This window comes from Pseudomaricurvus albidus, from assembly GCF_018863235.1.
GTDB classification, from domain to species: domain Bacteria; phylum Pseudomonadota; class Gammaproteobacteria; order Pseudomonadales; family Cellvibrionaceae; genus Pseudomaricurvus; species Pseudomaricurvus albidus.
This window is the reverse complement of record NZ_JAHKRS010000006.1, coordinates 214,847-235,439: the sequence shown is the minus strand read 5'-3', so window position 1 is coordinate 235,439 and position 20,593 is coordinate 214,847. Positions and strand designations below refer to the sequence as shown.

General features: G+C 47.4%; 16 protein-coding genes. 7 read left to right on the top strand and 9 right to left on the bottom strand.

What is annotated here, in order from left to right:
* Window positions 1-284 precede the first annotated feature (284 nt).
* The 5 genes from KOI40_RS12075 to msrQ all read left to right on the top strand — a co-directional run bounded on the left by KOI40_RS12075 (window position 285) and on the right by msrQ (window position 6,833).
* Window positions 285-1,325 carry a DNA-binding protein gene (locus KOI40_RS12075; protein WP_216097773.1) on the top strand — a complete coding sequence of 347 codons (1,041 nt, stop codon included), beginning with the start codon at window positions 285-287 and terminating at the stop codon, window positions 1,323-1,325.
* 670 nt (window positions 1,326-1,995) lie between these two features.
* The gene (locus KOI40_RS12070; RefSeq protein WP_216097772.1) at window positions 1,996-4,116 is read left to right on the top strand and encodes a carboxy terminal-processing peptidase; all 2,121 of its coding nucleotides are present in this window, start codon (window positions 1,996-1,998) and stop codon (window positions 4,114-4,116) included.
* Window positions 4,117-4,188: 72 nt separating this feature from the next.
* On the top strand, window positions 4,189-5,007 hold the full coding sequence (gene xthA / locus KOI40_RS12065; RefSeq protein ID WP_216097771.1) for an exodeoxyribonuclease III: 819 nt from the start codon (window positions 4,189-4,191) through the stop codon (window positions 5,005-5,007).
* Window positions 5,008-5,138: 131 nt separating this feature from the next.
* Window positions 5,139-6,149, top strand: coding sequence for a protein-methionine-sulfoxide reductase catalytic subunit MsrP (gene msrP / locus KOI40_RS12060; RefSeq protein ID WP_216097770.1), 1,011 nt, complete (start codon window positions 5,139-5,141; stop codon window positions 6,147-6,149).
* 21 nt (window positions 6,150-6,170) lie between these two features.
* Window positions 6,171-6,833: a protein-methionine-sulfoxide reductase heme-binding subunit MsrQ gene (msrQ, locus tag KOI40_RS12055; protein ID WP_216097769.1), complete on the top strand. Its 663-nt coding sequence runs from the start codon at window positions 6,171-6,173 to the stop codon at window positions 6,831-6,833.
* Window positions 6,834-6,850: 17 nt separating this feature from the next.
* Here msrQ and KOI40_RS12050 read toward each other — a convergent pair whose 3' ends face one another.
* From KOI40_RS12050 to KOI40_RS12035, 4 genes are all read right to left on the bottom strand, one after another.
* Window positions 6,851-9,058 (bottom strand): response regulator, encoded by a 2,208-nt coding sequence (locus tag KOI40_RS12050; RefSeq protein WP_216097768.1) that lies wholly within the window; start codon window positions 9,056-9,058, stop codon window positions 6,851-6,853.
* Window positions 9,059-9,185: 127 nt separating this feature from the next.
* Window positions 9,186-9,386 (bottom strand): DUF2788 domain-containing protein, encoded by a 201-nt coding sequence (locus KOI40_RS12045; protein WP_216097767.1) that lies wholly within the window; start codon window positions 9,384-9,386, stop codon window positions 9,186-9,188.
* A 165-nt stretch (window positions 9,387-9,551) separates the two neighbouring features.
* Window positions 9,552-10,481: an electron transfer flavoprotein subunit alpha/FixB family protein gene (locus KOI40_RS12040; protein WP_216097766.1), complete on the bottom strand. Its 930-nt coding sequence runs from the start codon at window positions 10,479-10,481 to the stop codon at window positions 9,552-9,554.
* Window positions 10,478-11,230: an electron transfer flavoprotein subunit beta/FixA family protein gene (locus tag KOI40_RS12035; RefSeq protein WP_216097765.1), complete on the bottom strand. Its 753-nt coding sequence runs from the start codon at window positions 11,228-11,230 to the stop codon at window positions 10,478-10,480. The genes KOI40_RS12040 and KOI40_RS12035 overlap by 4 nt, the downstream gene beginning before the upstream one ends.
* A 502-nt stretch (window positions 11,231-11,732) precedes the next feature.
* Here KOI40_RS12035 and KOI40_RS12030 point away from each other — a divergent pair.
* On the top strand, window positions 11,733-13,358 hold the full coding sequence (locus KOI40_RS12030) for an electron transfer flavoprotein-ubiquinone oxidoreductase (protein ID WP_233710242.1): 1,626 nt from the start codon (window positions 11,733-11,735) through the stop codon (window positions 13,356-13,358).
* 92 nt (window positions 13,359-13,450) lie between these two features.
* Here KOI40_RS12030 and KOI40_RS12025 read toward each other — a convergent pair whose 3' ends face one another.
* Together KOI40_RS12025 and KOI40_RS12020 are read right to left on the bottom strand one after the other, a co-directional pair.
* Window positions 13,451-14,026, bottom strand: a complete 576-nt coding sequence (locus KOI40_RS12025; protein WP_216097763.1) for a DUF1285 domain-containing protein — start codon at window positions 14,024-14,026, stop codon at window positions 13,451-13,453.
* Between the two features lie 42 nt (window positions 14,027-14,068).
* The gene (locus KOI40_RS12020; RefSeq protein WP_216097762.1) at window positions 14,069-14,707 is read right to left on the bottom strand and encodes a TetR/AcrR family transcriptional regulator; all 639 of its coding nucleotides are present in this window, start codon (window positions 14,705-14,707) and stop codon (window positions 14,069-14,071) included.
* A 267-nt stretch (window positions 14,708-14,974) separates the two neighbouring features.
* On the opposite strand from KOI40_RS12020, the gene KOI40_RS12015 reads away from it, so the two are divergent.
* Window positions 14,975-15,763 (top strand): potassium channel family protein, encoded by a 789-nt coding sequence (locus KOI40_RS12015; protein WP_216097761.1) that lies wholly within the window; start codon window positions 14,975-14,977, stop codon window positions 15,761-15,763.
* Window positions 15,764-16,092: 329 nt separating this feature from the next.
* On the opposite strand, the gene trmH is transcribed toward KOI40_RS12015, so the two are convergent.
* The 3 genes from trmH to KOI40_RS12000 form a co-directional block, all read right to left on the bottom strand.
* Window positions 16,093-16,779 (bottom strand): tRNA (guanosine(18)-2'-O)-methyltransferase TrmH, encoded by a 687-nt coding sequence (gene trmH, locus KOI40_RS12010; protein WP_216097760.1) that lies wholly within the window; start codon window positions 16,777-16,779, stop codon window positions 16,093-16,095.
* A gap of 490 nt (window positions 16,780-17,269) precedes the next feature.
* Window positions 17,270-19,438 carry a malate synthase G gene (locus KOI40_RS12005; protein ID WP_216097759.1) on the bottom strand — a complete coding sequence of 723 codons (2,169 nt, stop codon included), beginning with the start codon at window positions 19,436-19,438 and terminating at the stop codon, window positions 17,270-17,272.
* 188 nt (window positions 19,439-19,626) lie between these two features.
* Complete coding sequence (locus tag KOI40_RS12000) at window positions 19,627-20,571, bottom strand: LysR family transcriptional regulator (RefSeq protein ID WP_216097758.1); 945 nt, start codon at window positions 20,569-20,571, stop codon at window positions 19,627-19,629.
* Window positions 20,572-20,593: the final 22 nt, after the last annotated feature.

Sequence of the window (20,593 nt, the reverse complement as noted above, 5' to 3'; positions counted from 1 at the left end):
AGGCATCGATAGTAACAAAACATCCAGAAAAAACAGAAAAATACAAAGTAACCCCCTCTCAGAGGCCAGGAATCGCGGGGACTGTAGAGATTTATGTCCGTTTACGAGGGAAAATCCCCAGTACCCCGCCTTCGAGAAAATTCAGAACAACAATTAGTCTAACACTAAATAAGTCATGATTATCTTATGTTATAAAATAGCTATACAGGTATGAATCGGCCATATAAAATTGTACGTATATACATGGTATGTAATACGGTACGAAATAATAGCTAGAGGTCGTTATGGCAAGAGGTGGGATCAATAAAGCACTAGTAAAACAGGCGCGTGAAGCGGTTTTAAATAAAGGGCAGAATCCTTCAATTGATGCCGTTCGCGTAGAACTTGGTAACACAGGCTCCAAATCCACAATTCATCGTTACTTACGGGAAGTTGAAGAAGAAAGTTCGGCCAGATTGGACGATGAAGTACTCTTAAGTCAGCCCATTAAGGAACTAGTTGGGCGCCTGGCCTCCTGCTTAAAAGAGGAGGCGCAGACCATCATTACCGAGAACCAAAATCGTTACGATCAACAGGTAAAAACTCTAATCTCTAAAGTTGGTGAGCTGGAGAATATGCTCGCCAAATCGCAAACAGAGATACAGAATAAAGACCACGAGCTATCAAACGTTTTAGCCGAGCTGAGCGATCGCCAAGCTTCCGAAAATGCATTAAAAGCTCAAGTAATTGAAACTCAACAAGCGGAAGCTAGACTTAAATCAGTCCTGGACGAAAAGCAGGTGCATATTGACTCACTGGAAGAAAAACACCGTCATAACCGCGATGCGATGGAACACTATCGTCAATCAGTGAAAGAGCAACGCGAACAAGACCAACGGAGACACGAACAACAAGTGCAGCAGCTACAAGCTGAGATTCGTACACTTAACCAAACGATATCAGTCAAACAAACTGATATTACTCAGTTAAATAAGGACAATGGACGATTGGTAGCGGAGCTTGGGAGTGCACAAAAAACAGCAGTAACACTTGAGTCCGCACACAGCAAACTCCAAGGGCAATTTGATTCACTAGCATTAACGGAAAGCTCGTTAGAAGAGCAGGTAACCAAAATGAAGGCCCAATGTATTGAGCTGGAAAGCCTGAAGGAAAATATCGAAAAACTAAGGTCATGGAAGGAGGTCGAGCAAGTCAACCGTGCAAAACTCGAAGCGGAAGTAGCCTTCAAAACAGATATGATTGACCGGCTAATGAGTGAGAAAAATAGAAATACTGGTGAACCAACTGACAAGGAAAATGGTTATCAATCTGCAAAAGATAAATGAAGAATATTATTAACTAAATCAATTAGTTACAGGCGAAGTGGCTAAATCCAACACTTTTGCCGGCCGGACCTCACCAACAGACTGATGCCGTAATTCAAAGGCTTATCAAAAGGCAGCCAATTCAAAAGGCCCACTAACAACACTAAATCGATCAAGACAACTGCCCACTTAGTGGCTCCCATAGTCCCTGGCGTATCTAAGATCTGCATTGTCCTCGTTAAGTCCTTATTCAGTGGTTAGTTGTGGTCATCGTGCCGTTATTATCCAGAGAAAACGCAATCATCACAGCTCCCAATGGAAATAATTAGTGCCTAACTGGCGAATACCAGTATGTCTTACAGGCTTAAGCATCTAAATGGTCGTCTAAAGAAGGTTGTTATCGTTGGAACCTTTAAATCCCAGTCAGGTCTTAAATTAAGTTGAAGCCGTACAACTTATATTACATGATTTCGCATAATGTATATTATGTTAAATTGCGTGTGATTCTGTTTGTACCACCGCAACTGACTGATTTTATGTGTATTTTGAGCTTCTCTGCCTGTGAATCTGGATGGATTACCCGTTTCTCGGGGTAAGCTCTATGCTATAGTTGTCCTGTCCATCAGATGTTTAGGTATATAAGAATTAAGTCAGCTCTGCTGACCCATCCCACGATTGATAGAGAATGTGTATGCTCCAGGCCCCTCGTCGTATCCTGCTGCCATTGATAACTTCCGTTTTATTGTCGTTATCCTTTACCAGCTACGGAAAAGCCGTCGACTTTCAATTTACTGAAGAACAATCCAAAACAGCAGTTGATATTATCGATAAGCTGGCCACGCGCCATTACCGCAACAAGTCTTTTGATGACCAGATGTCAGAAGAAATGTTGGATAAATACCTTGAAAGCCTGGATCCTGCCAAAGCGTTTTTTCTGCAATCTGACGTCGACCGATTTCATAAACAGTACGGCAAAACCCTGGACGATACCTTGCCCAAGGGTGATTTGAAGCCCGGGTACACCATATTTGTAAAGTACTACAACCGTGCAAATGATCGCCTGAATTGGGTGATCAAAAACCTCGAAGACCCTGACGGCTTCCAATTTGACTTTTCTAAAGACGAGTCGATTGCCATTGGTCGTGATTCTCAGCAATGGGCGAAATCCGAAAAAGACGCTGATGAAATGTGGCGTAAACGAATCAAGGCGAGCATTTTAAGCCTCAAACTGGCAGACGAATCAACTGAAAAGGCCCGGGAAACGCTCCTTCACCGCTATAAAAGTCAGCTGACGCGTCTTGAACAAGAAGACTCTTCCGATGTGTTTGAGGCCATGATCAACGCCCTCACCCTGCTCTACGATCCTCATACCAGCTATCTGTCTCCACGCACCCTGGAAAACTTCAACATTTCCATGTCGCTTTCCCTTGAGGGAATTGGCGCAGTACTGCAGGCAGAAGACGAATACACCAAGGTTGTTCGTTTGATCACCGGAGGCCCTGCTGCAAAACAGGGTGAATTGAAACCGGCAGATAAAATTGTTGCCGTCGGCCAGGGGGATGATGGCGATATGGTAGATGTCGTCGGATGGCGACTGGATGACGTCGTAAAGTTGATTCGTGGCCCGCAGAATACTGTGGTGAGGCTGAAGGTCATTCCCGGAGAAACTGCCGGCAATACCCCCAATAAAGAAATACGTATCAGCCGCGACAAGGTAAAGCTTGAAGAACAGGCTGCCAAAAAAGGCATAATGGAACTGACTGATGGCGATAAAGTCTACAAGGTCGGCGTGATTAATGTGCCTGCATTTTATATCGACTTTGAAGCTTATCGTCGGCGTGATCCCAGCTATAAAAGCACCACAAAAGATGTATACCGCCTGCTCAAAGAACTCGAGCAGGAAAACATCGACGGACTGGTCATTGATTTACGAAATAATGGCGGCGGCTCCCTACAGGAAGCCACAACGTTAACTGACCTGTTTATCGATCAAGGACCTGTGGTTCAGATTCGTCAAACCAGTCAAACCATTTCACGTAATTACCGCTCACGTCATCGAGCGGTTTATCGAGGGCCTTTGGTGGTTCTGACCAATCGTCTGAGTGCATCAGCATCAGAGATTTTTGCTGGAGCAATTCAGGACTACAAGCGTGGCTTGATTGTGGGCACGCAGACTTTCGGCAAGGGTACCGTGCAGTCCCTGACCCCTGTCTACTCAGGTCAACTCAAGATTACCGAGTCAAAGTTTTATCGGGTATCTGGCGGAAGCACGCAACACAGAGGTGTTATACCTGATGTTACATTCCCCTTCCTTGTTGATGCCGATCAGGTGGGTGAAAGCTCCTATGATACTGCCCTCCCCTGGGATCAGATTCACCCAGTTCCACACGAGTCTTACTACAACTTCGACTCCATTCTGGGGGATGTCATTAAGCGATACGATGTTCGAAAGCTGAAAGATCCCGACTTTGTTTATCTCAATAAACAGGTCGAAACCATGAACGAAAATAAAGCTCGTACCGAATTGTCGCTGAATGAACAGGAGCGTATCGAAGAGCAGAAGGCTCGTGAGGCAAGGTCACTCGCTCTTGAGAATGAACGTCGTGAGGCAAAAGGTCTTGAGCTATTGAAGACCGAAAAAGAATTGGAAGAAGAGCAAAAGGCCGAAAATGAGGAACGTATCGAAGAGGCCAACTCGGTGAATGATTTAAACACTGATGATGATGCCCTTCTCTCTGAAGCTGGATATATCTTGATTGATGTCATCAATCTACTTGGTAAACAGACACCAGATCAAGTCGCCAATTTCTAGTTGGCCCCTTTGTAAAAAGCCAGCCATGGGCTGGCTTTTTTTTGTTTATTCGCTAAGGACTTTTAACACCCGATGAAAATTGTGTCGTTTAATGTAAACAGTATTCGAATGCGTCTGCATCAGTTGCAGGCTATTATCGATCGCCATGCACCGGCACTGATCGGTCTTCAGGAAACCAAGGTTCAGGACTCTGAATTCCCTGTCGAAGAGATTCGTCAAATGGGTTACGAGGTCCTCTTTCACGGTCAAAAAACACATTACGGCGTCGCTCTACTCTCTCGTTTACCCTTTATCGAGACACATAAAGGCTATCCCACTGACACAGAGGAAGCACAGAAGCGTTTTGTCGCTGCCAAAGTCGAATCCCCCATGGGGGGTACTTTGACCGTTATCAACGGGTATTTCCCTCAGGGTGAATCAATTGATCACCCTGTAAAGTATCCAAACAAGAGAGCGTTTTACGCAGATTTACAGATTTTCCTGGAGGAATATTGCAACGCGAACGAACAGGTCGTCGTTATGGGAGACCTGAACATCTCCCCAACAGATCTTGATATTGGTATTGGCGAGGACAATCGCAAGCGTTGGCTGAGAACCGGCAAATGCAGTTTTCAACCCGAAGAACGTCAGTGGTTCTCTCGGCTTTGCAGTTGGGGGCTGAGTGACACATTCAGATATCTGCATCCCGAAGAGAATCAGGTATTCAGCTGGTTTGACTATCGCAGTAAAGGCTTTGAGCGTGAACCTCGCAGGGGGCTTCGCATCGATATGATTCTGACGTCTGACAGCCTGTTGTCACGCTGTAAGTCAGCTGGTGTCGATTATGATGTAAGAGCTATGGAAAAGCCCTCCGATCATGCCCCAATTTGGGCTGAATTTTCAGTTGATTGATCTTTATTTTAATTGAAAGCGTAACAAATCAGCATAACTGACGTCTAATCCTTAAATATCCAAGTCGTGCTTCTCGTAGCAGTACGAGAGACACGCTTGCTTAACGTATCATGGATGGAAGTGGTGACAGAATGCTGATCAAAAAACGAGTTTCACATGAAATTGCTGAAAACAGCGTAACGCCTGAAAATATCTATCTTAACCGCCGTTCCATTTTAAAAAGTTTCGGCATAGTGACAGCATCGGGCCTGGCCATGCCTTCCCAGGCCGGCTTTCTGGATAATCTTTTGGGGGGCTCTGCTTCTGAAGTGCCTCAGGCTCCCAGAAAGCCTTTGGAATACCGTCCAGATAAACCAACAGATTTATCGTTAACACCCGAGCCGAAAGTTATTAACCACAATAATTTTTATGAGTTCGGTACGTCCAAAACAGATCCGGCAGAAAATAGCCAACACCTTAAAACAGAGCCTTGGACATTAACCATTGAAGGGGAAGTTGAAAACCCCGGCGTGGTTGATGTGTGGGAATTGATGCAACAATCCAATCTGGAGGAGCGTATCTATCGCATGCGTTGCGTAGAAGCCTGGTCAATGGTTATCCCCTGGTTAGGCTTGGAATTGAACACTCTGCTTAAAAAATTCAAGCCCACAAGTCGAGCCAAGTACGTAGCATTCGAAACACTCTATGACCCAAAACAAATGCCGGGTCAAAGATCTCGTCACTTCGGCGGTGGCATCGCCTACCCGTATGTTGAAGGCTTGCGCATAGATGAAGCGATGCACCCTCTAACTATCCTGGCTGTAGGTCTCTACGGTAAAACATTACCGACTCAGAATGGGGCTCCAGTACGTTTGGTTGTACCCTGGAAGTACGGCTTCAAAGGGATCAAGTCAATTGTCAAAATTCGTCTTACGGAAAAGCAACCTCCAACATCCTGGAACCTGTTGGCACCCCATGAGTATGGTTTTTATGCCAATGTTAACCCTGAGGTTGATCATCCACGTTGGTCACAAGCCAGTGAGCGTTTTATTGGTGAAGGCGGCCCGTTCTCCTCTACTCGACAAAAGACACTGATGTTTAATGGCTACGCTGAACAGGTAGCTTCATTATATTCAGGTATGGATTTGAAAAAATACTATTAGTATGAAGAATACTATGAGGGTATGGGAGTCACACTGGTGAAAGGGTTCAGGCCGGGCAAGAAAACGTCTCTGACTTTGCGTATCGTAGTTCACGTTGGCGCTTTTCTTCCTTTGCTTTGGTTATTCTGGGCAGTTCCTCAAGGGGCACTTGGGGCAGACCCTGTCAAAGAGCTCATTCATTTTCTTGGAATGGGTGCCCTGCGCCTTTTGCTGTTGACCTTGTGCGTCTCACCGCTAGCCAAAGCTTTAAAGTTTGGTTTGTTGGTGCGGTTGCGAAGACCACTTGGGTTGTGGTGCTTTGTGTGGGCCAGCCTTCATTTTGTAACTTGGTTGGCGCTGGATCTGGGGTTTGACTGGTCTCTGATTGGCGAAGAACTGGTAACCAGAACGTACATTGTCGTGGGTTTTGTGGCTCTGTTTTTATTGTTAGCACTGGCAGTCACTTCTATCCCAAAGATACTCCGTTCAATGGGTAAAAACTGGAAGAAACTCCACCGTACAATTTATTTAATTGTTGTATTGGCCAGCATCCATTTTTGGTGGTCAGTGAAAAGTGGATGGATCGAACCCGCCATTTATTTATCCCTCGCCCTCTTCCTCTTGTATCTGCGTCGACGGACGATTCTTCCCGGGTTGTTTACAAATGAGAAGCTAACTGATCTGAAAGGAAGCTTGCAAAAATGAAAGGTTAGCTAACGCTATCAGGTCAGTTCTTCGTCATTGATACTGTTTCCCAGCCATCGCAAAAGGTGGCCCTGCAAAGTATCGTATTTCACAGGTTTAGCAATGTAATCATCCATGCCACAGGCAAAACACTGAGATTGGTCTTCATCTCCTACGTGAGCGGTCATGGCTATGATTGGTGTACGTTGATTGCTGGCATTTTCACTTTCTATTTGACGAATACGCCGTGTGGTTTCAAAGCCATCCATTTCTGGCATCTGACAATCCATCAATATTAGATCAATCTGACGATTCTGAAACTCCTGAAGAGCTTCCAGCCCATTTCCCGCCAGCCTGACATGATATCCCAGCTTTTTTAGCATGCCCTGCGCTACCATTTGGTTGACGCGGTGATCATCAACCACGAGCACACTAAAATCCTCGGCCCCTAAATGTTCCTGATTGAGTACTTGTTCATCGGCTATAGGCTTGCCGAGCAGATTAAATGCGATCAGGTCGTGAAAACTCTGAGGTGAAATGGGTCGATAGTGAAAAGAGACGCTCTCGTTCTCGTCTACCAGGAGCCGAACAGACCTCTCGTTCAAATGATTATAAGACAGCAAGTAAACCTGCGGGATCGGGTGCTCATGAAACTGCGTTAGCAGTCTTTGGGAGAAAGACAGGGGTGCATCAACATTCTGAAAAAGATTAACAAGCACCATGTTGTATGGTGTGCCTTTCTCATGCGCATCGAGCAATTTCTGATAGGCCGCTTCATAGTCAGGTGCATGATTGAGAATCATCCCCCACTCTTGCATTTCCTCCAGATGAAAGCGACCCACGGGAAGTTCAGGCGCGATCACCAACACCTTTTTGTCACGTAACTTTGGTTGACTGTTTATGCTGATGGATTGCTGAGCGGCTACCAGGGGCAGGCGAAGACGGTATTGAGTTTCTTTACCTGGAGCACTGTCCACATCAATTGAGCCGTTCATGCACTCAGACAGGCCCTTACAGATCGTAAACCACAAGCCTTTGGTGCGAGCCCCGTTATCTGCTTCTGTAGCATCTTGGTTAACGGTTCGGACCGAGCTGGATCGATCAACTATAAGTACTTCGAGACATCCCCCCTTCTCGCTTTCTCGCTTAAAATCGATGTCAATGAACACGTTGCCATGCTCTGAAAACTGCACGGCATTATTGAGAAGGTTTTTGAAAATCTGCCCAATACGCTTGGCGTCTCCATGAACTCGCAGTGGTACTTCATAGTGCATGTCGTAATCGATTTCGACGGCTTGCTGATGTGCGTTGACTGCAATATCTGTAATCCAAAGCTCCAGCTGTGAGCGTAGATTGAACACACTGTGGTCCAGAATCAACGTTCGATTGGTGATTCTCGAAAAATCGACAATATTGTTTACCAGATCCAGCTGCCGCTCACCAGCTTTCTGTGCGAGTTGTAACAGCTCGTGTTGATGAGAGTCCAGTTTGCTGTCTGTCAGCAACGATAAACCGCCGAGGATATCGTTAAGCGAGGTTCGAAATTCGTGCCCCAGATTGACTAAAAACTGAGAGTTAAGGTCAACAGAGGCGTCAATGCCTCTTTTCTCAACTTCAAGACTGATGGTTTTTTGCTTTAGTGCGTAATTCGCTTCCAGGCGTTCCCAGTAACCGTGGCACAAAGAATTGACCAGATGCAAAAGCAGTCCGAGGAAGATTAGCATCATCACACTGTACGTATAGCTCTGAACGCCACCGACATAAAAAGCGGCAAACACAGGCGGTAACAGTGTTATCAGCAGGTACACCTGGCTAAAAACGCGATAAGGGGAAGTCGCATGAATGGTCGTTGCGAAGAAGATAATGGTATAAAACCACAGAAGAGGTGTTTCGCCACTCATGCCCAGGGTCAGAGTTGAAACAACCAATATAACGCTCCACCAGCTTGCACCAATCAGCGTGGCAATGAAGAACATCGTTCTCCAGCGGGAGGGTCCGGTTGAATAAATCTGCTCGAACCGGGCGAGAAAAAAACCTCTGATCAGGGCGGTAATGATCAAGCCTGTCGTCAGTGCCACCGTCGTTGTTGGAGCAATACTGGTGAGATCGCCTATCGACAGACAGAGAAAATACGTAAAGACATTGACGATAAGCCCCCGACCGCTGAATTTCGCCAGGCGGGAGTCGGTGTCGTGCATGACCTTTCGGTCTTTCTGAACCTTGCTTTGAGGTTTAAATAAAATCACGTTTTACCCGTTCAACTGCTGAGATCATTCTCTTCTAAGAGTATAGACTCAAAATGCAATCTCGAAACGACTTTAAAAGTTTGTGCTTTTTATTTAAAAATCAATTAGTTACTTGGTAAATATAAAGCTATTTCTCGACCACTTCGACGAGCACGGTTTTGATGATAAAACCGAGTAAACCCAAGCCAAGGGCAACAAATAAAATAAACGTCCCGAATCGTCCCGCTTTAGATTTTTTAGCCAAGTCCCACATGATGAAAACCATAAAGGCAATCAGGCCGCCTACCCCAAGAATCAGAGACCATTGCTCAAATGTATCTATGTCCATTTATACCTCTATGAACCATGCATAACGTGCCTTTCACTGCCTCTGGGTGAGACACTGTATCAGGCTGATAATTCTGTAGTTGTTCGTTAATCTGACAATTTAACGAATTAGTGACAAAAAAGCCGGCAATAATGCCGGCTTTTTGGGAATCAATCGCAAGATCGATTACAGGCTGCTTTCCAGTTCAGGAACAGCGTCGAACAGATCGGCAACCAGACCGTAATCAGCAACCTGGAAAATAGGAGCCTCTTCGTCTTTGTTGATTGCAACGATTACTTTACTGTCCTTCATGCCTGCCAAGTGCTGGATGGCACCGGAGATACCAACGGCAACGTACAGGTCAGGAGCAACAATCTTACCGGTCTGACCAACTTGCATGTCATTGGGTACGAAACCAGCGTCTACTGCAGCACGGGAAGCACCAACAGCTGCACCCAGCTTGTCAGCAACTTTGTACAGCATTTCAAAGTTGTCGCCGTTCTGCATGCCGCGGCCACCAGAAATCACAATGCTTGCAGCAGTCAGGTCTGGACGATCGCTAACAGCCAGCTCTTCACCAACAAAACTGGAGGTGCCAGCATCGTCTGCAGAGGACAGGGCTTCAACAGCAGCAGAGCCGCCTTCAGCGGGTACAGGATCAAATGCAGTACCACGAACAGTCAGAACTTTAACGGCGTCAGAGCTCTGAACGGTAGCAATCACGTTACCTGCGTAAACTGGACGCTTGAAGGTGTCAGCGCTTTCTACGGAAATGATGTCGGAGATAGCTTGTACATCCAGCAGAGCGGCAGCACGAGGCGCAACGTTCTTACCGTTAGTGGTCGCAGGGAACAAAATGTGGGTGTAGTTTTTGCCGATTTCAGCAACCAGCAAAGAAACGTTTTCAGCCAACTGGTGTGCGAAAGCAGCGTTGTCAGCAACCAATACTTTGGCTACACCGTCTACTTTAGCAGCAGCTTCACCGGCAGCGGCACAATCAGAACCAGCAACCAGTACTTCAATGTCACCACCAATGGCTTTAGCAGCAGCAACAACGTTCAGAGTAGCGCCGTTGAGGCTGGCGTTGTCGTGTTCAGCAATTACTAAGATGCTCATGAGATTACCTTCGCCTCGTTTTTCAGTTTGTCGACCAGTTCAGCAACGTCAGCTACCTTGATGCCAGCTTGACGCTCGGCAGGTGGCTCAACTTTCAGGGTCTGAACGCGAGGAGCAGTATCAACACCCAGATCGGCTGGGGTGGTAGTGTCCAGAGGCTTTTTCTTGGCTTTCATGATGTTAGGCAGGGATGCGTAACGTGGTTCATTCAAGCGCAGGTCAGTGGTAACAATCGCAGGCAGAGTCAGCTCAACCGTCTGCAGACCGCCATCGATTTCACGAGTGACTTTGGCTTTACCGTCAGCAATTTCTACTTCAGAAGCGAAAGTACCTTGAGGCATAGAGGTCAGAGCGCCGAGCATCTGGCCAGTTTGGTTGTTGTCGCCATCGATGGACTGCTTGCCCATGATAACCAGATCAGGACTTTCGTTGGCGATGATCGCTTTCAGGCACTTGGCAACAGCCAGTGGCTCAAGAGCATCATCAGACTCAACCAGAATGCCTCGATCAGCACCTAAAGCCATTGCAGTGCGGATTTGCTCCTGCGATTGCTTAGGTCCCATTGAGACCGCTACGATTTCGGTAGCAACGCCCTTCTCTTTCAGGCGAACCGCTTCTTCGACAGCAATTTCACAAAAGGGGTTGATGGACATTTTAGCGTTGGCGATATCAACGTCGGTGCCGTCGGACTTTGGACGGACCTTCACGTTGTAATCAACAACGCGTTTAACTGCAACAAGAATCTTCATGGATTTCCCATTCGCTTATCTGTTAAGGATAAAAACCAGCCATTACCACGGCAATATACTAGCGTTTCCATGGCTCGGAAGCCTGACCCGACCTCTTAAATAAGGTTCTATCGGTCTTTTGAGCGGCGGATATACTGACCGTTTCGCCCTTTAAAATCAATACCCACGCATTTTTAGCTGCCTAAACGGCAGATAAAAAAACGTCTTTCATGTATGCAACACCCATAAAATAAGGGGCTTTGGGGATTTAACTTCTCTTTGGTCATTTGGCGGCGAAGGTAAGTATGGACTCTCATCTGACAATAGAAAGTGCCCAAAGTGCCCTTTTTAAGGGGCAAATGGTAGAAATTGCCATTGGTATCAGCTAGTTAGCTTCTATATAATCCGCCGCAGGTAAAGCTACCTTAGTGAAACTACCGTGACAGCCTAAGATTAGCCAAGGCTTTCTGTTTTGCAAAACGATTCATAACAGCCAGGAGAGAAGACTGTGGAACGTGAATATATGGAATACGATGTCGTCATCGTCGGTGCCGGCCCCTCTGGTTTAGCCGCTGCATGCCGTATTCGCCAACTGAACGAAGAAATTAGTGTCTGTGTGGTTGAAAAAGGCTCTGAGGTTGGTGCGCACATCCTCTCAGGTGCTGTGTTTGAACCCAAAGCACTGAATGAACTCTTTCCTGACTGGAAAGAAAAAGGTGCTCCGGTCAACGTTTCTGTAACCGGTGATGACATCTACGTTCTGAAGAACGAAGAGAAAGGCCAAAAAGTACCTAACTTCTTTGTGCCCAAGACCATGCACAATGAAGGCAATTACATTATCAGTCTGGGCAACCTTTGCCGCTGGCTGGCTGAGCAGGCAGAAGCTTTGGGCGTAGAGATCTACCCTTGCTTTGCTGCTTCTGAAGTTCTGTACCACGAAGATGGCAGCGTCAAAGGTATCGCCACTGGTGATATGGGCATCGGCATGAACGGTGAGCAGAAAGACTCATACATGCCCGGTATGGAACTGCACGGCAAGTACACCCTGTTTGGTGAGGGCTGTCGCGGTCATTTGGGTAAGCAGCTGATCGAGAAGTTCAACCTCAATGAAGGTAAAGAGCCTCAACACTATGGTATCGGCATCAAGGAAATCTGGAAAGTTCCCCCAGAGCAGCACAAAGAAGGCCTGGTTGTTCACACGGCTGGCTGGCCTCTGGCTGAAAACGGCGCTGCCGGCGGTAGCTTCTTGTACCATATCGAAGACAATCAAGTGGTTTGTGGTCTGATTACAGATCTGTCTTACGACAACCCTTACCTGAGCCCATTTGATGAGTTCCAGCGTTACAAACATCACCCTGTCATTAAGCAGTACCTCGAAGGTGGTGAGCGCCTGGTTTACGGTGCTCGTGCAATCACCAAGGGTGGTATTCAGTCTCAACCCAAAATGCACTTCCCAGGCGGCATGCTGATTGGTGATGATGCAGGTACGTTGAACTTCGCCAAAATTAAAGGCAGCCACACGGCCATGAAGTCCGGTATGGTTGCTGCTGAGTGTGTGGTAGATGCGATCAAAGCCGAGCGCGCAAATGATGATGTCACCGAGTTTGGCGAAGCCTACAAGAACTCCTGGGCCTATAAAGAACTTTGGGCGCAGCGTAACTTTGGTCCTGCCCAGCACAAATGGGGCAATATCATTGGCTCGGCTTACGCGTTTATTGATATCAACATCTTTAACGGCAATTTGCCCTGGACCCTTTCAGATCCGGTTGCAGACCACGCTCAGATGAAGCCTGCATCAGACTTCACTCCAATCACTTATCCGAAGCCTGATGGCAAGTTGAGCTTTGACAAGCTGTCTTCTGTGTTCCTTTCCAATACGAACCATGAAGAAGACCAGCCTTGTCACCTGACCTTGAAAGACAAAGATGTCCCCATCAACTTCAATCTGCCAACTTACGCAGAGCCTGCACAGCGTTACTGTCCGGCCGGTGTGTATGAGATTGTTGAAGAAGACAGCGGTGACAAGCGCTTCCAGATCAATGCTCAGAACTGTGTACACTGTAAGACGTGTGACATCAAAGACCCAACTCAAAACATTGTCTGGGTCGTGCCTGAGGGAGCTGGTGGCCCTAACTACCCTAATATGTAATCTTTGTATTAGGCACGTGAAAAAAGGAGGCATAGCCTCCTTTTTTTATACCCGTTAAGCGCCCTGACAAGGCGGGCAGTCGACCTTGTATGCTATTCGATACTGCCGACGCTATAAGTTTCCCCCGCACTTTCGAAGGTCCATAGCTCTTTGCCATCTGCACTCTGGACAGGACTGCAAAGCTCCACCAGCTCGTAAAATACATTCCGGCTTAACAGTCCTGGCAGACCGTTTCTCACCATCATCATCGGCAAAGGGGTACTCTCCAGACCCGACTCGATCCAAAAGGGGTTTTCAGGCCCGATCAGTACATCATTACCTACATTGCTTGTGAGAACCACACCCTGCTGGCCTTTCTCTTCTTCAGTGCGCAGGGAAAGCATGACAAAGGGAGCTACATCGACAGTAATGCGCCACTTCTCTACAGGGGTTACCAGAAAGTAATCATCGCCTTCCCGCTTGAGGATACTGGAGAACATCTTGACCATGGCTGGACGTGTGAGCTTGCCACCCTGATAAAACCACTGCCCTTCACGGTCAATGCGCATATCGAGATCGCCGTTAAGCTCGGGGTTCCATTTCTCGACGGGTGGCAGGCTGCTTTCATAATCGTGCTGTATGTCCTGCAGAGACTGGAACAGTCTCTCGGAGGCATTTTCTGTCATCATATCTGCTCTTTATAGTCGCTTTAATCTCGAGTCACTCTGCCGCTATTCGTCTGGCTGAGGAGTTTTAACCCCCATGTGCAAGCCAAGATCCATTATGAATTTCATGAAATCCGGCTTGTCAGCAATCAAGTCGTGAAAGGAGTGATTGTGATAGAGCTCTACTGCACCATGGGTGAGCGCCCAGTAAGCAAGGTAATAATAATATGGAGGAACATCCTTGATCAGGCGCCCTTCTTTAATGCGATTGGCAAAGGACTGATTCAGATTGACCAATGCTGCCTGACGAAGGCTTTCCAATTCTTCCAGCTTTTCTTTTTCTTCACCATTAGCGACCATCTTTTCCTCGAGCCGCTGGAATAACCTGGCCCTTACTGGATCGGACATGCGCTTGCCGAAATAGACTCGTGCAGGCGCACTGTAATCACCGGCTTCTGCGTCAATAATGGCCTGATCCATATCGGCTTTAAGTTGCTGCTCATAATCAAACAGCAAGCGGATGTAAATCTCCGACTTGGAAGTGAAGTGCTTATAAATTGTGCCCTTGCCAATATCGACACGAGCTGCAATTTGTTCAACAGTGACCCTTTCTTCACCGTGCTCGATCAATAGCTCCAGAGCAGTATCGAGAATGGCTTGTTCCCGCTGCCTGAATTGCTGAACTTTCTGTTTTGCCTTATCCATTAGCTCACCTTCTATAGCGGTACAGTACAAATTGAACGGCTGGACGCTGCACCTGTACTTGATACAGAGTAAATGATTTGAAAGTTAATAAGTAGTGAACATTTTGGCATTTCCGGTCACAAACCGAAAGAAGTGAAATATATTTGGCTATATTAATAAGCCGTTTTATAGACTATAGAACACAGGCTGCGGGAGGCATGACATAATATTCCGGCTTGAGACAAAGTTCTTGGTTGTCCGTCTATGCCATAGGAGTTCACACTGATAATGAAGATTATGCCTTTCCTCGGCTTGGCCGGGCCGGACAACTCCGAAAACCAGCGGGCATTGATCTGCTACCGAATACTTGAATGGCCACTGTTGGCCGCCGGTTTCTGGATGCTCGGGATATGGTATGAAGGCAGCGTGCTGCATAACCCTCAGTTTATGAATACCCGCCTGGATATAGCACTCTGGTCGATGTTTGTTTTGGAAACCTCGTTAATGTTGTTGCTGGTGGATAACAGGCGTCGATATATCCGCAATAACTGGATGAATATGGCGATTATTGTGGCCGGGCTACCGATGTTGCTGGGCGTTGAATCATACTTCGGAGCACTGCGCTTATTGAGGTTGCTGATTCTGCTGGATTTGACTGTCCATATGGGGTCATCACTGGCACGACTGTTAACGCGAAACGCATTACTTCCCACGTTTTTGGGCTCAGCCATTGTGGTTGTGATGGCCGGCTTTGTAATCAGTGAGATTGATACCGCGATAGATGATGCAGGTGATGGCATCTGGTGGGCCTGGGTGACGATTACCACCGTAGGCTACGGAGATATTGTACCAACGAGTACCGTCGGGCGTATTTTTGCCGGGCTGTTAATGTTGATCGGATTGGGGCTGGTTTCTTTGCTAACCGCAAATATAGCAGCATTCATAATTGAGCGGTCCTCTCACGCCGACGCTCGGCGCATACGCAAGGCTGAGGCCAGAGACATTGCCCGGCTCGAGCAACAGCTTAACCGGCTGGAGAAAAAACTGGATCAGCTCACCAAGGATAGAGAGAATTAAAAGATATAGCCTTTTATACGAAGAGATGTATAAGGATATTGCAAATCCGTTTAAGAATCGATCTGTGCTGACTGGAAGTTTCTTCGAGCTGGATAATACTTAAATCAACTGGTGGCACACATCCCCCAAGTGTTAGTAAGCACCGGTTGAGCCTGAGGGTGAGCCCAAAGGTTCAATTTTAAGGATCTGCCTTCACAGACGCCTGAGGCACCTCCTTAAAATGTTTCACTCCTAATGGTCTTACGGACAGTCCCTCCCCCTGGGCTGTCCGATTTTTTTTGTCTGTTACTTTTATCTAGCATGTCGTCCATCAATTTATGCAGCATCTGCTACTTTGCTGCTTCACGAATTTTGCGATACCAATCGGCTGGGTTAATGATCTCCCCCTCCTCATCTATTGGAGGGTATTCCAGTCCGCGCTCATCACAGAATTTGGTTACAACAGGCTGACACCACTGAAACAATTTGATGTTGTACACCTCGTCAGAAAGTCTACGGGTATCATACAGTCCGGCTTTTTTTCGCTGCCTCTGCACTTCGGTCAGTATGATGGCGCAAGCCACCGATACATTAAACGACTCCACCATCCCCATCATGGGTATTACCACCTCTTCATCGACAAGTGCCAAAGCCTCGGTGCTGACGCCCTCTTTCTCTGTCCCCATCAATAAAGCAGTTGGGACGGTGTAATCGACCTCTCTGAAATCCACCGCGGCATCAGAGAGGTGAGCAGCGACTATCTTGAAGCCCTTCTGTTTAAGGTGATTGATTCCGGTTGAAACCTCTGAGTGCAAGACCGTATCAACCCATTTATGACTGCCCAGTGCCGTGCCCCGGAAAGCACGATAACCTTTGCGCGGTTCTACACAGTGAAACTCCTGGATTCCTACGGCGTCACAGGTTCTGACAATCGCAGACAGGTTGCGCCCCTTATGGACCTCGTCAGTGATGACGGTTAAATCGGGCTGTCTTTGTGACAGGACTTTGCAAATGGTTTCAAATCGTTCGGGAGTCATAGTCAATCAGTCAATAAGTGGCGAAAAAGTTTAGCTGGGCAGATCACGTTGCAACCCAAAAAACAGGTAACGAAAAGTAACGCTTTCCGAATTGAATTTCATCAAAAATTCACAAACAAATTCATCCACAGAAACGGTGGATAACATTGTGTGTAACTCGATTTGAACGCGTTTTTATACTGCATATAAAGGTTATTTTACAAATTGGTTAAAAAATAGACTGGCAGAAAAATACTTTAAATATCAGTATATTAGCGAAGTCAATGTCAATTTTTGGTCATTTTTACAGGTTTTCGTTGCCGTTTTGAACCAACATTAGCGGCGTGTGCATAAAACGTTAGTGTGCCTTAACGCTCGAGCCAGCATGGTCACAAAAGATTCACTGCAACCACTGTCGAAGTGTCACAAACCCCTGATTTGTCAGGTCAAAAAAAACCCGGCTATTTGCCGGGCTGTAAAGGTGGAAAGAGTAATTGATCGGGCGAAAATGTTACTGTGCTTTGTACTCGATGCGGTAAGCGTGTAACAGTGGCTCAGTATAACCGGAAGGTTGCTCTTTGCCTTTAAAGACAAGATCGCAAGCCGCTTTAAAGGCAATACCGTCAAATGAAGGCGCCATGTTTTTGTAGTCAGGGTCGCCAGCGTTTTGTTCATCAACAACCGCAGCCATACGCTTCATGGCTTCGAGTACCTGCTCTTCTGTGCAGATGCCGTGCTCAATCCAGTTGGCCAAATGCTGAGAAGAAATCCGCAGGGTTGCACGGTCTTCCATCAGGCCAACGTTGTTGATGTCGGGTACTTTCGAACAACCCACGCCGGCATCAATCCAGCGAACAACGTAGCCCAGGATGCCCTGTGCGTTGTTGTCGAGTTCGAATTTAATTTCTTCTGGCGTCAGGTCTGACGGATTTTCCAGCAGTGGAATATGCAGGATATCGTCCAGGCTCGCACGGGCACGCGAGGCCAACTCTTTTTGACGTTCAAATACATTCACTTGGTGATAGTGAGTGCTGTGCAGTGTCGCGCCATTGGGTGATGGTACCCAGGCGGTGTTAGCGCCAGACATTGGATGGCCAATTTTTTGCTCCAGCATAGCCGCCATTTCGTCTGGCATGGCCCACATGCCTTTACCGATTTGAGACTTGCCTGGCAGTCCGCACTCAATACCAATGTCCACGTTCCAGTCTTCGTAGGCACCAATCCAGGCCTGTTGTTTCATGACGGACTTGGGTACAAAAGGCCCGGCCAGCATGGAGGTGTGGATTTCGTCACCGGTACGATCCAGGAAGCCGGTGTTGATGAATACCACACGATCCTGAGCGACACGGATACATTCTTTCAGGTTGATTGTGGTACGGCGCTCTTCGTCCATAATGCCGACTTTCAAAGTGTTTTTGGCCAATCCAAGGGCTTGCTCAACACGCTCGAACAGCTCAACGGCAAAAGCCACTTCTTCTGGGCCGTGCATTTTGGGCTTCACAATGTTGACACTGCCTGCGCGACTGTTTTTTCGAGTCGTGGTGTTGTTCAGGTCGTGGATTGCTGCCAGTACAGTGATCATGGCATCCATAATGCCTTCCGGCACTTCATTGCCGTCTTTGTCGAGAATCGCCGGGTTGGTCATCAAGTGTCCAACGTTGCGAACAAACAGCAAGCTGCGGCCGTGCAAAGTCAATTCAGAACCGTCAGCGGTTTTGTAAGTGCGGTCCGGGTTCATGGCGCGAGTGATGGTTTTGCCGCCTTTCTCAAAAGACTCGCTGAGGGTGCCTTTCATCAGGCCCAGCCAGTTTTTGTAGACTTCCACCTTGTCTTCTGCATCAACGGCAGCCACGGAATCTTCACAATCCATAATGGTTGTGACAGCAGCTTCTACCAGCAGATCCTGAACATTGGCGGCATCGGTTTTGCCGATGTTACCTTCAGCGTCTATTTGGATTTCGATATGCAGGCCATTGTTTTTCAGCAGTACGGCAGATGGTGCCGCCTCACTGCCATTGTACCCAACAAATTTCTCAGGTTGAGCCAGGCCGGTCTCGGTACCATCACTCAAGGTGACACTGAGCTTGCCGTCTTTAATCGTGTAGGCGGTGGAGTCTGCATGGCTGCCATTGGCCAGAGGCGCTGCGGTGTCGAGATGTTTACGGGCAAAGGCAATAACTTTTGCGCCGCGAACGGGATTGTAGCCCTTCCCTTTTTCAGCGCCATCGTCTTCAGAAATTGCGTCTGTACCATACAGCGCATCGTAGAGGCTGCCCCAGCGAGCATTGGCGGCATTCAGTGCAAAACGGGCATTTTTAACCGGTACCACCAATTGAGGACCGGCTTGCTCGGCAATTTCCTGATCGACATTTTGAGTCGTGATTTTGAAATCTGGTCCTTCTGGTAACAGGTAACCGATTTCCTGCAGAAACGCTTTATATTCTGCTGCATTGTGAGGCTGACCGGCACGCTCGGTATGCCAGGCGTCAATACGGGCCTGCAGATCGTCACGTTTGGCCAGCAGTGCTTTATTCTTTGGAGCGAGATCATTCAGAATGTTTTCAAATTCTGTCCAGAAGTGATCGACGTCGACACCGGTTCCCGGGGCTATATCGTTGGCTACCAGGTTATAGAGTTCCTCTGCGATCTGAAGACCGCCTTTCTGGATACGTGAAGTCATAAACAATCCGCCTTTATGAATGGGTGGGAGATGAATCCCCAGTTGAGATAGGCCAAAAAGCCTGAGATTCAAACAGCTATCGCAAAAGTGTAGCCCAGCGGATCACCATTAAACTAATTTATCGTTTTTATTCTCGCTATTCATGGGTTTGATAATGGTTGGTTGTTCCAACACCACTGCCCCATAAATCAGGATTGATCGAGGGTTTCAGCAGTTTCTGTGATCAGGCGACGCATCCATTGATGGGCAGGATTGTTTTGCAATAATGGGCTCCAGGCCATTTTCAGCTCAAGTGGAGGTATTTCAAAAGGCGGAGGCATAATACTGACTTTGCTGTTGGACATTTGCAGTTTCGCGAGCTTACTAGGAACGGTAGCGATCAAATCTTTTTGTTCTGCCATTAAAGCGGCAGCCTGATAGTGTCGTGTAAAGACGGTAATTTGCCGCTTTTTGCCCAGAGACTTCAGTACCTCGTCTACCCACCCCAAACGCTGGACATCTGACGGGTTGACCCCGACCCCAATACCCATGCCGGTTTTACTGACCCAGACATGCTGAGACTCAAGGTAACTATCCAGATTAAAGGAACCCAACACAGGGTTGTCTTTACTGAGCAGGCAACTGAAGCTGTCCAGCCATAAGGTTTTCTGGTGGAAGGACTGAGGCATACTGTCAAACCGGTTGATCACCATATCAACCCTGCCCTGCTCTACATCCAGAAACGTAACATCGCTGGGTGTCAGAATGTCCAACACAATATTCGGCGCAAGAGTCCTCAAACGCCGCAAAATGGCGGGTATTAACGTACACTCTGCATAATCACTTGCCATAATACGGAAGACTCTTGAGCTGTCGAGAGCGCTGAATTCGGTTCTGGGTTGTACGGTCTTCTCCAGACTGACCAGAATTGAGCGCACTTCCGGTTCCAGCTCCTGAGCTCTTTCCGTGGGGGTCATGCCTTCGCTCGTTCTTATCAGAAGTGGATCATCAAACAGTGCTCGCAGGCGTTTGAGCCCGTTACTCATCGCCGGCTGGCTGATTCCCAGCTGATTGGCGGCTTTTGTAACATTGCGCTCACGCAGTAAAACGTCCAGATAAACGAGCAAATTCAGGTCAATGCGAGCAATATTCATAAGAGAAATACCGAATATAGAA